Origin of the sequence: Alteromonas sp. 76-1, assembly GCF_900654235.1 — a bacterium.
In the GTDB taxonomy this organism is placed as follows: domain Bacteria; phylum Pseudomonadota; class Gammaproteobacteria; order Enterobacterales; family Alteromonadaceae; genus Alteromonas; species Alteromonas naphthalenivorans.
In genome coordinates this window covers 4431059-4445396 of record NZ_LR136958.1, presented here as the reverse complement: position 1 = coordinate 4445396, position 14338 = coordinate 4431059, and the positions used below count along the sequence as shown (strand labels likewise).

Below are 14338 nucleotides of genomic sequence, written 5' to 3'. Positions count from 1 at the left end.
GATTAATGCACGTTAATTGAAAGATCAACAACACTCTTTGATATTTTTAACATTTAGTTTACTTGATGTGGATATATCTACCCGAGGTGTAATCTTAACTTTTTGTAATTTATGAGTTTTATTTAGTGTAGAGCTAAATTACTGCATTTAGTACAAAAATTTAACCTTGTCATCTGGCGAATAAAAATAAAATGTTAACTGATTGTCCAAAAGGTTTTTAGGCAAAAACTGCTTAGAAATATTGCATCAGAAAACTTGGAGTTTAGCAGTTTCGATTAACGCCTTTATTGTTTTGTTAGTAAGCTTTCACGAGTGACTGAAAATGAGCCGCTACGGTATTCTGCATCGTAATAATGATCATCACAAACTGATGTCGGACCCGCAGGAGCGACAAGGCGGTAAAACGAAGGGGATACATTGTTATTAGGTAATAACATCAGTTCAGGGTGCTCGATAAAAATCATGGGATTAATTGAGCTAAGTGCTTGATAAGCTGCAAGCTGGCAATAGCGTTCGGCGGAACTGGATTCTATTTGATGAAGTGAGTTCTGAATAAGTTCTTGTATGTCCTTTAATACAGACTCTAATCGCCAATGTTCACCGGTATATCGCGCTGATGGGCTTATGAATGCGTGACTAAAGGCTGGGTGTTGATTGAGTTTTTGTAATATCATTTTGGCTTCGCTAAATAGGTCAAACCTGCCTACCGTTACATAGGTTAATGCTGCACTATGATTGCGATGAAATTGAATAGACTCAGGTGCTATAGGCAAATGCTTCATCACTTCAAAAATAGAGCGAGAATGCCTAAATATACCAATTTGTATTTCATATTTGTGGATGATATCTGGGCTTGAAACAGGCTCAACGGTTGCAGAATGGTATGCAAAGTTTTCGTTAGATGAAGATGCTTCTCGCGCAAGCAAAATATCATCTATAAAAACCGAATCGCCTTGTGCTGGGGCGGTAAATGAAAGCGTACTGGTTTGAATCGTTAAGCCTTTCTGAATGAGGTAATCCTTATCTATTTCAATGCGATACTCACCAGGGGGAATAGCGTTAACATAAAAATAGCCATCGCTCTCTGTTCGCGTTTTAACGACTGTTTGTTCGGTGTTGTCGATAAGTGCTATGTCAACATAACCTGCTCCACGGCTAGACGAATCACCAACTACGTAAATAGTGCCCTCAACATCATTAAAGGTATGTACTGGGAATTGAGTTTCATTAACCCCGCCGGCGTGGGTCAGTATTTGTACTTTGCCAGAGGCAGGCAACATATACGGGTCAGGAAGCGAATCGGGTTTTAAGGTGAGGTTTTGTGCTCTGGCCCCAGTATTGAGCCTAACCATTCCATTTGCATCGGTACTTTTATCACGCCATAGTGAGCTTCCCGTAAACGTAACGCCTTCTATAGGCATTTCGTCAGGGTCTTTACGTAAATTTCTATTGTCGTCTAGGTAGGCAAATGCATCTATGCGTCCAGCGGTTGCCCCCGCTGAGCGTTCAAAATTCAAACTCTGCGTATACGGGTTAACATTCGTATTGCCGGTTAAGGAAAGGTTTACTGACCAATCTCCGCCCTCCATTAAGCTGGCTGCCAACCCAATATTTAACGACTCAAAGCGCCAGTTGTGTTGGTGTCTAATTTCCAAGGCACTGTCATTATCTCTTTTATAACGTAAGCGAGTTTCTCGATGTTGGGTGAGCGATTGTGGCCATCGCATCGACACATAGAAATTGTCGGTTGAAAAGCGATCTGAAGGAATAAAATTCCAGGCACTAGAAAGGTTCCATCCATTAACGTCTTTGGCGTAATACAATCGGCCAGTGACTGCATCGCTACTATTATTAGAGACGCTGACCCCTGAAGCAAAAGTCCCTCCCAGAAAGTTGTCATTCAAATTCACGTTAACAGCACTTTGGGGTTCATCGAATTCATAGGCTCTGTGGGTCATACTGGCGTTCCAGCCGAAGCGGCCCAGCCACTCAGTTTTACCGTTCAAACGTAACGAGGAAATGTGCTTAATATCATCGTCTTGTGAGTATGCATCACTATAAAAATTGTTAAAGTAACGGGTAGAAAAATTCAAGTTGAGGTTATTGCTGAACCTGCCGTTCCAACCTAAAAACATACCATAACCACCCGTATCCTGATCTGACACCTCAAATTTGAGTGCCGATCCGAAAAGTTGGGTATTAATACCGGCTGTGACATACGAGGCAATTTCATCTTCCAACCAAAGGCGTTGAACGCTAGCAGATAGTGTCGCACTATCGGTGAGACCGTAGCCGAGCCTGGCGACAGTAGCTTTTCCTATTCCTGTTGTAGATACTTGACCATCCAATAAGCGAAATTGATTGTCGGTAAGCCCAAATAAAAAATCGAACTTGCCCTGCCTTAGCTGGTTATTACCCACATTGACGGTTTTAGTTCGAACTTCTTGCTGACCTTCAGGCCCATACAGCTTCAACTCAAATAAGTTTGCGCCATAGAAGGTTTCAATATCTTCGAAAAGTACCTTGTTCTCCTCGTTACTGAATTGCTCATCGACAAACTGTCCATTTCTGAAAAGTTGTATCCGCCAGCCGGGTAATACGAACTCTTCAATACTAGTGCTTGAAAAACTGCGCCGCTGCCGAGTATCCCCATTATGTAAAATCAAGCCGAGTGACTGCCCAGAGCGTGTAACGAGTTCATCTCTTTGCAGCTGTATATCGCCAAACTCATAGGCAAAGTTGTCTAAGGCGTTATCAGAACCTTGGTAGTTTTCGTTTAAGGTTTTGCCAAATCGCAGGTAATGAACACTCGTGTCTTCAACTCTGCTCACACGAAGGTTTGCTGAATGATATAAGAAATCGAACCCTGCGTTTATATTGGCGGAAAAGCGATTATCGCTGGTCGCACTATCTTGTTTTGATAGACGGTAGGTAACTAATGGCGAAGTGAAGAACTGATATTGATCTTCAACCACTTTACTTACAGGCACTACGTTAGGCTTAAAGTGTAGCTGCGGATTATCAGCGCTTGCGTTTGAAGATGAATGTAGGGGAAGACGCCCAGTAAGATTGAGCTGAAGCAACGTATAATTAAACGTTTGTTCAATCTGCAATAAAGCCGCAATCATGCGTGTATCAATATAGATATCAAAATCATCGGCTGCCCAAAGAAGCGCATCAGGCGGCGTATTACTAAGCGTGGGCAAGGTTTGATTGAATGCATAGTTGAAGCTGCAGAAATCGTCATTGCCTTGCGATTGTATAATTCCTTGAGTCATTGATATTTCCCAGTCTAGGGAAAGCGCGTCAGCGAACAGAGATGCGGGGACGAGGTACCGTTCACCAACAGGGTAAACGTCAAAGCCATCCCATAGGGGACGACCGTTAAGGCGTAATACACTGATCAATAATTGGTCTTCGTCCAATGCCACCCGAGCCGTTGAAGAAATGGGAGGACAGGGCTCCGCCCATGAGACGAACACCGTAAGACACAAGAAGATGAAGGATAGAATCCTCATGACGCGCTAGCGGACTGCTATTTTATAACGTGTTCAATAGATAGCGCTATATCGCCACCAAATTTATCAATTTCAGTAAAACGAATAACAACAGGCCCTTTTTTGGCGTTTTGCAGGGGAATCAGTACTTTTCGACGTTCAAGAGGGCGATAGACTGCTACGTTATTCAGTACACCGATCTCTTCCCCTCCCGCATCCTCTATTATGAAGTTCCCGAATAGCGAACGATTGCCTGAACGTTTTAGCCAAACTTGTACGTGTGGCTTCCCGTTATAAATAATGGTGGAAGGATTCACCATTGAAGCTTCAGCGGTAATGCGTCCATGACGCACTATAATCGGAATATTGTATGCAAGTTTGCTGGCAAGGTTTACATTCCCGTTCGTACCAGGCGCTATTTCTGTGACTAAGCGAAGATTAGCGCGGTACTCGCCATCAGCAAGTCCAGCAGGCTTTCGTAACGCGAAGCGCAGCGCTTGACGTTCTCCGGGTAGAATATTGCCGCGTTTTGGAGAATATCTGATAAACGTTGATGCAGTAAGCGGGTCTTCTGTGACCGCGTACACTAACCCCTCTTCAGTCATCGCATTAATGGATAACTCTGCCCGGTAAGACATTGGCGTTGAGCTTGTGTTACGTATTTGGATAGAGTCTGAGCGGGATTTAGAATCAAAATAAATGCGAAATTTAGATAGCGAAACATCTGCATTAGCCACATTGGAAAAAAATAGAGCAACAGAGATAACAAGAAAAATAGAAAGGCGAATGGGTGTTAACAGCCGTATCAGTATCATATTTACTTTTGATTTCGAGTATAGAAAAGAATAGGCGAACGCAGCTCGCTCGCCTCAAACGATTACTGGAACGTAACGTCAACTATATAGTTAGCTGTATAAGAGTCGCCTGGCGATAACGCCGAATCAACTGTCATGTCACCATATACATCGATAGTAAGATCAGTACCTGATGCGTCTGTAGTAACCGCAGTCAATGTGCCGTCTGCGATATTGTCGTGTGTTGCCACAGCTGCATTGATGTCGTAGTTCGCTTCAAAAGTAACATTGGTACCAGATGCACCTGTCACTGTCACATTCACAGGAACATTTGAAGCTAATCCTGAAACTGTAATTAGACCAATAGCAATGTTTGCATTTGAAACATCGCAATCGCCTGATACAGCGCCCGTATCATCCATTGTACACACAGAGCCTACTGTCGGTTGCATTGCACCGAAGTGAAGCGTAGCAGTTTCTGCGATAGTAGCATCGGACATCGCGTCGACATTCGCTTGAAATGTTTCACTTGCTGCAAGTGTTGACGCAGAAATAGTAGAAAGTAGCGCTATTGTCATTATTCTTTTTTTCATTTTGTTTCCTCTCATACCTTTAGTCGGGGCTGCCTAACGAAATAGATTACAATTGTTCTAAAATCAGTGAGTTGCTTTGAAGTTATTATTCGAACCCAATTGACAGCGAAAATATATAACCACAGTCTTTACCCTTTTAAAAGGCGTTAAACATTATGCTTACTTATTGAATTTAATAACTATTATAGAGAAGGAAAAAAACAAATATTCAACGTATTGATTATATTTAAGTTTTTTTTAAAGTACTTTTTAAAGTTATACTTTTGTATACAAGCATAAATTTTAAAATTTTCAAATTTTTTTAAAAAAATATTTATTTGTGTGGGGTAGATAGACGTTTTTAGCATTTTATTGCGCGCTTGAATGCCGACGGAAATTTATTATTGTGACAGTTGAACTGCATGTTTTTTTAACAAGTATCGTGTTTTCAAAGAAGCGGTTTATAATTTCAGTATGCAGTGGACATGCTATTAAAGGAGTGACAAATAATGCACCACCATTCTCACGGACATGCTCACGGACATAGCCATGCAGAAACCGATAGCACCCGTATAGGCTGGGCATTCTGGTTAAACTTCTGCTTTACCATTATTGAGTTTATTGGTGGGTGGTTAACTAACAGTGTTGCCATTATGGCCGATGCGGTACACGATTTGGGTGATACCTTGTCTATTGGCCTTGCATGGTGCTTAAGTAAACTGGGTAATAAATCGGCTACCGACAAATACTCATATGGTTTTAAGCGATTGAGCCTTTTGGGTGCAATGATCAACGGGCTCATTCTGGTTGCAGGCTCAGCGTGGGTTTTATCAGAAGCTATCCCTCGGATGGCGAACCCTGAAATGCCGATGACAGAGGGCATGATGGGCTTGGCAATAATGGGCATTTTGGTGAACGGATATGCGGCTTATAAGTTAAGTGGCGGCCATTCAATGAATGAAAAGGTGCTCAACTGGCACCTTATTGAAGACACTATGGGCTGGGTAGCAGTGCTCATTGTAGCTATCGTTTTACATTTTGTAGATTGGCCTATTCTCGACCCAATCCTATCTATTTTATTTACCCTATTTATCTTATTCAACGTGCTGAGATATGTAGTACAAACCATGAAGTTGTTTTTGCAAGGGTCGCCTGATGATACACAGAAGCAGGCTATTTCTGATGTCTTATTAAGCATGGAGTATGTTGAAGAGCTACATCATGTTCACTTTTGGTCTCTTGATGGCGAGCAGCATGTGCTAACAGCGCACGTGGTAATTAATTGCAGTATTGATAACACTAAACTTCTGTCTCTAAAGCAAGAGGTGTCACATCGATTAGCACCGTTTAATTTGGCTCATACCACCATCGAATTTGAATTGCCTGGTGAGCCTTGTCGAGATGAGAGTGACAATTTACATGTTCATCCGCATCACCATAAACATGTTCATCTGAAATAAAAAAGGCGGCCAAGGCCGCCTGTTTGTATTATTGGTGTGCTAAGCGTTTTAACCCTAGTTCGTATCTGGCACGCCACCACTTAAGGGTTATGCCGATGGCGACAAAGCAGGTGCTCCATAGTCCCACCAATGAGGGAATAAAGGCGTTGCTAATGCCGCCCACGAAACCTACCGGTGAGAACATTAAATACAAGGTCACAATTAAACCAACCAGTACAATTGCGCAAGGAATAGCGTAGCGCCACGGTGTCATATCCACCTCTGCTTTAGGTACAAAGCGCCATGGCTTCGCCATTGGATAGAAGTGACCGATGGCCAACATAATACCTAGCTCGATAGCAAACAAAATAGCGTAAATATGGATAAAGTTAATCTCTACTTGCCACACAAATTTCAATAATGCGTAGGCAATTACGTGGAAGATAATGGCGACTTTTGCAGCAAGGGCAGGCACGTTCTTAGTAAATAAACCAACTAGTACAATGGTAATAACGGGAATATTATAAAAACCGGTAAAGATACGGATAATTTGCCACAACCCTTCTGGTGCCAGCATTAACAGTGGTGCAGTAATGAAGGACACCACGGCAATAACTAAACTGGTAATTTTGGCTACACGGATAAGCTGAGAATCACTCACCTTATCTTTCTTAAAGGGTTTGTATACGTCTAAACAAAACAGCGTGGCCGCACTATTTAATAGTGAGTTAAATGAACTAAATACGGCACCTAACAATACGGCTAAGAAAAAACCAGACAAGTATTGTGGTAGCACTTCTTTCACTAGGTGTGGGTAGGCTAAGTCGATAGTTTGCAGGTTTTCGTTTTGATACAAGTGATAGGCAATAACCCCAGGTAACATCATCATAAAGGGCACGAGTACTTTAAAATACCCGGAAAACAACACGCCCTTTTGGCCTTCAATTAAGTTCTTAGCACCAAGTGTGCGTTGAATCACGTATTGGTTGGTACCCCAATAAAATAGGTTGGCCAATATCATACCGGTAAAGATAGTCCCGAAGGGCACGGGATCATCCGCCCCACCTATGGCATTAAGCTTTTCAGTTTCGGTTGTTGCAATGGTGGTTAGGCCGGCCGCGAAGCTGCCATCACCCAATGCAATTAAGCCTAAAATAGGCACCAATAACCCAACAATAAGAAGGCCCACACCGTTAATGGTATCTGACACTGCCACTGCTTTTAAACCGCCGAATATGGCGTACAAGGCACCGATACTGCCCACCATAATAATGGTGACAATAAGGCTGGCTTCATAACTTAAATTCAATAACCCAGGCACGTCGAATAAACGAAGTACCGCAATAGAGCCTGAATAGAGCACCGAAGGAATAGTAATTAAGGTGTAACCCACCATAAATAACACTACCGTCATTCTTCTTACGTTGTCATCGAAACGGTCACGTAAAAACTCGGGTAGGGTAGAGAAAGCGCCCGCTAAGTAGCGGGGCAAAAATATTAGCGCCATGATAATGGTGGAAATACCCGCGGTAACTTCCCATGCCATAGCACTTAAATTGTACCCAAACGCAGAGCCGTTAAGCCCAATGAGCTGCTCTGCCGAGAGGTTGGTTAAGATCATCGAGCCTGCAATGAAAGTGCCGGTTAACCCCCGACCTGCTAAGAAATAGCCGTCTTGTGTATTTACTTCGCCTTTCGTTTTCATGTACGAAATAATGGCGACCACGGCCATAAAGGCCATACAGGTCAGTAAGGTAAGCGTCACATTCATGCTAATACTCCGACGACTATTGCGGCCACATAGTGGTAGCAGACATATCCATTTCGGTATGCTCTACCTCAGGGCCTAAAACTACTTGCTCACCTTTGCGAACAAATACTGCCAGCTCATTCAAACCTAGAATTTGCTCGTAGTACTTACCGCCTTGGTAAGGGTCATCGTTTGTTGGTGAAGCGCTATCGGCATTAAAACGTACCCATTCACCCTCAGGTAAATAGAACTTCACTTTACCGCCAGGCACAATACAAGGCACCACTAACAAGCTTTCGCCGCACATGAATTGCTGTTCAAACTGGCGAGCAAGTGGATCGTTAGGGAAAGCGAGTGCCATAGAACGCTGCACTGGTAAGCCAGTTTCACTGGCTTGTTGCGTAGCTTTTTCTAAATAAGGCAGTAAACGGTAACGTAGTTTGAGTGCGTCGAATACGGCATCAGAGGCTGCTTCACCGTATGACCAAGGTTCGCGAGGACCAATGCCATGCAGACGCATATGAGCAGAAAACACTGATGCCTGTGCCCAGCGAACGTAGAGTTCAGCGTCACGGGTATCTTTATAGAAACCGCCGATGTCGGTGGCGAAGAATGGACCACCCGACATACCCCATGAAAGGCTACCGCGAATACTAGCAGCTAAACCATGCCAATCTGCTTGAGGATCGCCGCCCCACTGGGCTGGAAAACGTTGGCTGCCGGTCCATGCTGAACGACTGAACAAAAACGGCCCTGTTTTACAATATTTCTCAGCCGCTTCGTACACGCAGCGGTTATATAGCATGCTGTATACGTTATGCAGCCGGTCACCTGAATCGCCGCTGTAAGAGAGCATGTTGTCATCTTCTAACTGCTCACCAAAGTCGGCTTTAATCATATCAACACCCAGTTCGAACAGAGGCTTGTGTGATTCTTTCCAAAATTCGTAAGCGTCTGGGTGGGTGAAATCTAAAATACCTGAATCAGGTAGTGGCGTAAGTACTTCACCGAAGGGGCTTAAATCCCATTCGTAGCGATAAGCTTCACCTGTGCGTTTGTCTTTAATTAACCAGCCTTTTTCAGCGGCTTTTGCGTACAGTGGGTTTTTCACTGAAATCATGGGGTATTCCCATACGCAAATTTTAAAGTCCATTGCTTTTAGTTCATCAAGAACCGGCCTAGGATCGGCATAGCGAGTTGGGTCCCATTCAAATGCAAAACGGGTATCGGTGTCTTGCCACGCCCGGCCATCTAGGGTAATGACGTCGCAAGGCATGTTCTTTTCACGCACTTCGCGGGCAACAGCTAATAGCTCTTGTGAGTCTTTATAGTAGGCCTTGGAAAGAATAACGCCTAGGCTCCACTTTGGTGGAACAGGGGCAAAGCCGGTTAAGCTGCTGTAAGTATGAATACTTTGCGCTGGGCTATCACAATGATACAAAAACATATCTAGCAAGGTGTCTTCTACCACGCAAACGTATGCGCGCTGCGACCAAGGTGCATAGCCCACTCCGTGCGTAACCGGCGTTGGCGTGTGAACAAAAAGGTTCCAGCCTTCAGGGCTCCAAGCGTAAGGGGTATTTTTATAAGACTTTTCAGTGTTTACGCCAAGTGCATCATGATTATATGAACGAACCAACTGGCCGCGTTTATCTAGCTTGCCCCACTTTTCACCTAAGCCGTATATGGATTCATCGTCGCCAAGTTCTAGGCAAACAATCCAGCCCGCATCGGTTTTTGCGAAAGGCGGTAAGCGATGTTGGCGTACGAAGTGACCGTCGGTAGCCGACTCTTGTACTACAATATCGTTTCGATAAAGTTTGAAATGAAGCGGAGCAGAAAACAGTTCTAAGCGATACTCTCCTGCATTAATGGTGCAGTGTTGCTCATCGCCTGTGAAAACCAGTTGCTGAGTATCTGGCGCAGTAATAAGCATGCCATAGTCAAAACCATCAACTAGGGTCGCATTTTCACCGCCCGACTGAATACGTAAGCCGAATTGGCTGATAGAAAATAGTAAACTGCCATATTGGGTAGGCACCGCTAGGTGATGATCGTCTACTAGATAAGGGCTCGCGGTAATGTCCGCCGCCTTTATGCTGTTCCAGTCTGGCTCGGTTACCGAAAATGCATTACTCATATCACTTCACTCTTCGTGTCTTATATAAGACATAAGTTAATGAAATGTAACTTGGCTGTCAACGAGCAATTACACTTTTCAGTGCAAAATATTACAAGTGTGGATTGTATGAGGAACGGTGAATGGCGTTATTGCTATTAGTTGATACTTCCTAGCCTGTATTTAGTTAAACACGTGGGGAACGTTTTGAAGAATCAAGGTTAGCCCACTAAGCGCTAATGTACTAATGGCCAGTAATCTTACCACGCTTGGTTCAACTCGCGCAGCTAGCAGCCTACCAATGCGCGTAAATATTAATATCAGGGGGATAGCAAAGAGGGTAGATACAACCGTAGTATGATCGGGCAGTGTCCCAAAAGGCACCATGGCTAAACGGATAAGCGCGGTAACACTAAAGATTGCAAGCAGGGTGTATCGCACTTCGTTCAAAGACCAGCTTTGACGATAACACTGAAATACAACGGGTGGCCCAAAAGTAGAAAATAACCCGCCTAATATGCCGCCCAATGCACCAGACACCAAAAAGTCCCACCCTTTGCCTGAGGCAGCAGATTGGCTTCTTTTCACAATAAGTAGCAAACAGCAGGTTAATATTGCCAGCCCAAGCAGAATATTTAACCAAACCGACAATCCAGCGGAAAGGTATTCAAGCAGAGCATAGCCCACAGCGATAAAAGGGATGCCGCCAATCAACACAAGCGTGAAGGCCTTGCGGTGGATAAGGTGGACGTTCTTCAAGACAATACTGGTTGAATTAACTAACCCTAAAACGCTAATTAAAAAAGTGGTGGCGGTAAGGGGAAGTAAATTAAACAAGGTAAAACTAGATACCACCATTAGCCCAAAGCCAAACCCACTTAAGGTTTGCAGTACAGTTGCAAAGCCCAATAGAATGAACATAGGGACTAGGGTTTCAAGTAACATTTTGCATCTACACCTGTAGTTATGTGTGATTTAAATCAAAAATGCGCTATAACTCTTGTGTATGATATAACAACAAAAATTAAGCATTAGGTTAGGGTTTCATGTCTTCATCTCAGTTCGACCACAAATTAAGTGGTCCCAGTCTTGCGTTCCAGCCGCTCTATCAGCAAGTTGCCGAGTATATTAAGCAGCTCATTGTGGAGCGTCGGTGGCAGCCTGGTGAAATGTTGCCAAGCGAGTTCAGACTGGCTGATGAATTTAATGTTAGCCAAGGCACAGTTCGTAAAGCGTTAACCTTGCTTACCGACACGAAAATTGTAACACGTCGCCAAGGTGTAGGTACCTTCGTTTCCGAGCATACTGCACAAGATGCCCTGTTTCGATTTTTCCCGCTGCAAGCTGATGGCAAAGGGGCAGACCTACCTAAAGCCGAGTTGCTTGGCATAGAACTCATATCCCCAGATAAAAACGTACAAACCGCGTTAAATCTATCCGGTAAAGAGCGAGTAACAAAACTTGAGCGTCGCCGCATTTTAGATAACGAGTTTTGCATGCTGGAAACGATTTTTCTGCCTGCTAAATACTTTGCCGGTATGCACGAACGCAAAGATATTCCCCATACCTTGTACCACTTCTATCAAACAGACTTTAATCAAACCGTCTTTAAAACCCGAGACGGTATTAAAGCGGTGCTAGCCTCAGATAACGATGCCAAGCTATTACAAATAAAGGCCGGCGAGCCGCTGCTACTGGTAACGCGGGTGACAGAGTCTATAGACGGTAAACTGATTGAATATCGTGAAAGCAAATGTAGAAGCGATCACTATCATTACCAAGTGGAACTCGATTAAAACAGGGCTAGCAACCCTTCTGCACGATTAGCGCCTAACCGCTTAAAATCGGCATACTCTGTTCATACTACTGCTACTGTTAATGCAGCTCCTGTCAACATTCTACGCTTTAATAGCTATGCCTTTTAAACCAGTGCCCTCTAAAACCAGTGCCCTTTAAGGCTATGCCCTATGACGCATTGCCTGCAAAGCTTTGCCTACAAAGCTATACCTCAAAATAAGGTCTTCGGTAGACCGTTATTCAATAACGTCTCTTCGTTATAAACACAAAAAGCACTTCGCGAGTATCAAAAAGTGAGTGCTCAATTAATTTTGTTAACACTTTGTTGACATGGCATTCCTCCTATAATAACTTATGTCTTATACAAGACTAAAGTCTTTTTTATTAAACAGGATTAAAGATATGAACGCGTTGGAAAAAATCCCTGAAGTTGGGTTTGGTTTCTGGAAAGTGGATACGGCTATCTGTGCTGATACTGCATATGAAGCAATTAAAGCGGGCTATCGCCATTTAGACTGCGCTTCTGATTATGGCAATGAGAAAGAGGTGGGCGAAGGTATTCAGCGTGCTATTAAAGATGGCCTTTGTACCCGTGAAGAGCTTTGGATCACGTCCAAACTATGGAATACCTTCCACGCGCCAGAGCATGTGCCGCTAGCACTTGAAAAAACATTGAGCGATTTACAACTCGATTATCTCGATTTATATCTGATTCATTTCCCTATAGCGCAAAAATTTGTGCCGATAGAAACCCGTTATCCGCCTGAGTGGTTTTACGATACCACGCTAGACAACCCAACCATGGAATTGGCACCTGTTCCACTTTATAAAACATGGGAAGCCATGGAAGGTTTGGTGGATAGCAAGAAAGTAAGCCGTATTGGTGTGTGTAATTACAACACTGGGCTACTTCACGACCTAATGAGCTACGCTCGTATCAAGCCTGCCATGTTGCAGATTGAGTCTCATCCTTACCTTACGCAAGAACGATTGATTCGTTTAGCGAAAGACTACGACATGAACGTTACCGCATTCTCACCACTTGGTGCACTGTCATATCTTGAGCTAGAAATGGCAGATAAAACGGAGTCGGTACTAGAGCAAGACGTAGTGAAAAAAGCAGCAACTGCCCATGGCAGAACCCCTGCGCAAGTAGTGCTTCGCTGGGGTGTACAACGTGGCAATGCCATCATCCCTAAAACGTCGAAGCCGGAAAGAATGCGTGAGAACTTAGCGTTGTTCGATTTCGAACTTACCGACGAAGAAATGCAGGCTATTTCAGCGCTTAACATGAACCGACGCTTTAACGATCCCGGTCACTTCTGTGAAGCTGCCTTTAATCGTTTCCACCCTATTTACGACTAGGAGAGTACTATGAGCAACGCAATCGAATATGCCAATGTGCCAACCCAACACAGCTACAATGGTCAAGTTTTTCCGCAAATTGTGGTGAATAACGATGGCTGTAAAACCGTAGAAGAAACGGTGACGTTTATTCAACAGAACCAGGCTGAGTTAGAAGCACAACTCGCCATTTCGGGTGCGTTGTTGTTTAGAGGGTTTCCTTTAAATTCGGCGGAAACCTTTGATATTTTTTCGGCCGGTTTCGGTTACGCAAACTTTACCTACAAAGAGTCGTTGTCTAACGCGGTTCGTATCAACTTTACTGAACGTGTTTTCACCGCTAACGAAGCACCTAAAGATGTGGAAATTTTCTTACATCACGAAATGGCACAAACGCCAATTTCACCCAGTAAGCTCTTCTTTTACTGCCAGTCAGCCGCTGATAATGGTGGCGCTACGCCATTGTGTCGCTCAGATAAGTTATTTGAAGCACTAAAGGCTGAAAACCCAGCGCTAGCCAATGATTTTGCTGAAAAAGGCTTAAAGTACACTACGACTATGCCAGCGGCAGATGATGCTAATTCCGGTCAAGGCCGCAGCTGGAAAAGCACCTTGAGTGTAGAGAGTACAGCAGAAGGCGAAGCCAAATTAAAAGAGCTCGGTTACAGCTGGGAGTGGATGGAAGATGGCAGCTTACGTGCTATCACGCCAGTGCTACCGGCAGTGATTGAATTAGGTGATGGTTCACAGTCTTTTTATAACCAACTTATTGCTGCTTACATGGGATGGAAAGGGGTGCGTGAAAACCCGTCTTCAGCCATTACGTTTGGTGATGGAAGTGCAATTCCTAAAGAAGGACTAGAGCGCATTGCTGAACTATCGCAGCAATTTACTTTCGACCTTGAATGGCAAGATGGCGATGTTGCGTTGGTTGATAACTATCGTGCTATGCATGGCCGCCGCCCCTATTCAGGGGAAAGAAAACGCCAAGTACTTGTCGCTCTTGTAGCGTCTGAGCGTTAATTA

10 protein-coding genes are annotated in these 14338 nt (G+C 43.9%); 4 read left to right on the top strand and 6 right to left on the bottom strand.

The genetic code is table 11. The annotated features are described in order from the left end of the window. Nucleotides 1–284: 284 nt before the first annotated feature. The 3 genes from ALT761_RS18840 to ALT761_RS18830 form a co-directional block, all read right to left on the bottom strand. Nucleotides 285–3425: a carboxypeptidase-like regulatory domain-containing protein gene (locus ALT761_RS18840; RefSeq protein WP_129740334.1), complete on the bottom strand. Its 3141-nt coding sequence runs from the start codon at nt 3423–3425 to the stop codon at nt 285–287. 110 nt (nt 3426–3535) lie between these two features. Further along, nucleotides 3536–4312, bottom strand: coding sequence for a fimbrial biogenesis chaperone (locus ALT761_RS18835; protein WP_129740333.1), 777 nt, complete (start codon nt 4310–4312; stop codon nt 3536–3538). A 62-nt stretch (nt 4313–4374) separates the two neighbouring features. Then, nucleotides 4375–4884, bottom strand: a complete 510-nt coding sequence (locus ALT761_RS18830) for a hypothetical protein (RefSeq protein WP_129740332.1) — start codon at nt 4882–4884, stop codon at nt 4375–4377. Nucleotides 4885–5372: 488 nt separating this feature from the next. Here ALT761_RS18830 and ALT761_RS18825 point away from each other — a divergent pair, with 488 nt between their 5' ends. Beyond that, the gene (locus tag ALT761_RS18825) at nt 5373–6323 is read left to right on the top strand and encodes a cation diffusion facilitator family transporter (protein ID WP_129740331.1); all 951 of its coding nucleotides are present in this window, start codon (nt 5373–5375) and stop codon (nt 6321–6323) included. 28 nt (nt 6324–6351) lie between these two features. Here the strand turns inward: ALT761_RS18825 and ALT761_RS18820 are convergent, their stop codons facing one another. The 3 genes from ALT761_RS18820 to ALT761_RS18810 all read right to left on the bottom strand — a co-directional run bounded on the left by ALT761_RS18820 (nt 6352) and on the right by ALT761_RS18810 (nt 11116). Next, on the bottom strand, nt 6352–8073 hold the full coding sequence (locus tag ALT761_RS18820; RefSeq protein ID WP_129740330.1) for a solute:sodium symporter family transporter: 1722 nt from the start codon (nt 8071–8073) through the stop codon (nt 6352–6354). 16 nt (nt 8074–8089) lie between these two features. Then, a complete protein-coding gene (locus ALT761_RS18815) occupies nt 8090–10192 on the bottom strand; it encodes a glycoside hydrolase family 31 protein (RefSeq protein ID WP_129740329.1) in 2103 nt (700 codons plus the stop codon). Nucleotides 10193–10354: 162 nt separating this feature from the next. Continuing rightward, the gene (locus ALT761_RS18810) at nt 10355–11116 is read right to left on the bottom strand and encodes a sulfite exporter TauE/SafE family protein (RefSeq protein WP_129740328.1); all 762 of its coding nucleotides are present in this window, start codon (nt 11114–11116) and stop codon (nt 10355–10357) included. A gap of 101 nt (nt 11117–11217) precedes the next feature. Here ALT761_RS18810 and ALT761_RS18805 point away from each other — a divergent pair, with 101 nt between their 5' ends. The 3 genes from ALT761_RS18805 to ALT761_RS18795 all read left to right on the top strand — a co-directional run bounded on the left by ALT761_RS18805 (nt 11218) and on the right by ALT761_RS18795 (nt 14335). Next, nucleotides 11218–11967, top strand: coding sequence for a GntR family transcriptional regulator (locus ALT761_RS18805; protein ID WP_013786422.1), 750 nt, complete (start codon nt 11218–11220; stop codon nt 11965–11967). A gap of 403 nt (nt 11968–12370) precedes the next feature. Then, the gene (locus tag ALT761_RS18800) at nt 12371–13333 is read left to right on the top strand and encodes an aldo/keto reductase (protein WP_129740327.1); all 963 of its coding nucleotides are present in this window, start codon (nt 12371–12373) and stop codon (nt 13331–13333) included. Nucleotides 13334–13342: 9 nt separating this feature from the next. After that, on the top strand, nt 13343–14335 hold the full coding sequence (locus ALT761_RS18795; protein WP_129740326.1) for a TauD/TfdA family dioxygenase: 993 nt from the start codon (nt 13343–13345) through the stop codon (nt 14333–14335). Nucleotides 14336–14338 lie beyond the last annotated feature (3 nt).

Excerpts from the sequence above, each read along its gene's own strand:
- ALT761_RS18835 (WP_129740333.1), bottom strand. The coding sequence starts at position 4,312 with ATGATACTGATACGGCTGTTAACACCCATTCGCCTTTCTATTTTTCTT.
- ALT761_RS18830 (WP_129740332.1), bottom strand. The coding sequence starts at position 4,884 with ATGAAAAAAAGAATAATGACAATAGCGCTACTTTCTACTATTTCTGCG.
- ALT761_RS18825 (WP_129740331.1), top strand. The coding sequence starts at position 5,373 with ATGCACCACCATTCTCACGGACATGCTCACGGACATAGCCATGCAGAA.
- ALT761_RS18820 (WP_129740330.1), bottom strand. The coding sequence starts at position 8,073 with ATGAATGTGACGCTTACCTTACTGACCTGTATGGCCTTTATGGCCGTG.
- ALT761_RS18815 (WP_129740329.1), bottom strand. The coding sequence starts at position 10,192 with ATGAGTAATGCATTTTCGGTAACCGAGCCAGACTGGAACAGCATAAAG.
- ALT761_RS18810 (WP_129740328.1), bottom strand. The coding sequence starts at position 11,116 with ATGTTACTTGAAACCCTAGTCCCTATGTTCATTCTATTGGGCTTTGCA.
- ALT761_RS18805 (WP_013786422.1), top strand. The coding sequence starts at position 11,218 with ATGTCTTCATCTCAGTTCGACCACAAATTAAGTGGTCCCAGTCTTGCG.
- ALT761_RS18800 (WP_129740327.1), top strand. The coding sequence starts at position 12,371 with ATGAACGCGTTGGAAAAAATCCCTGAAGTTGGGTTTGGTTTCTGGAAA.
- ALT761_RS18795 (WP_129740326.1), top strand. The coding sequence starts at position 13,343 with ATGAGCAACGCAATCGAATATGCCAATGTGCCAACCCAACACAGCTAC.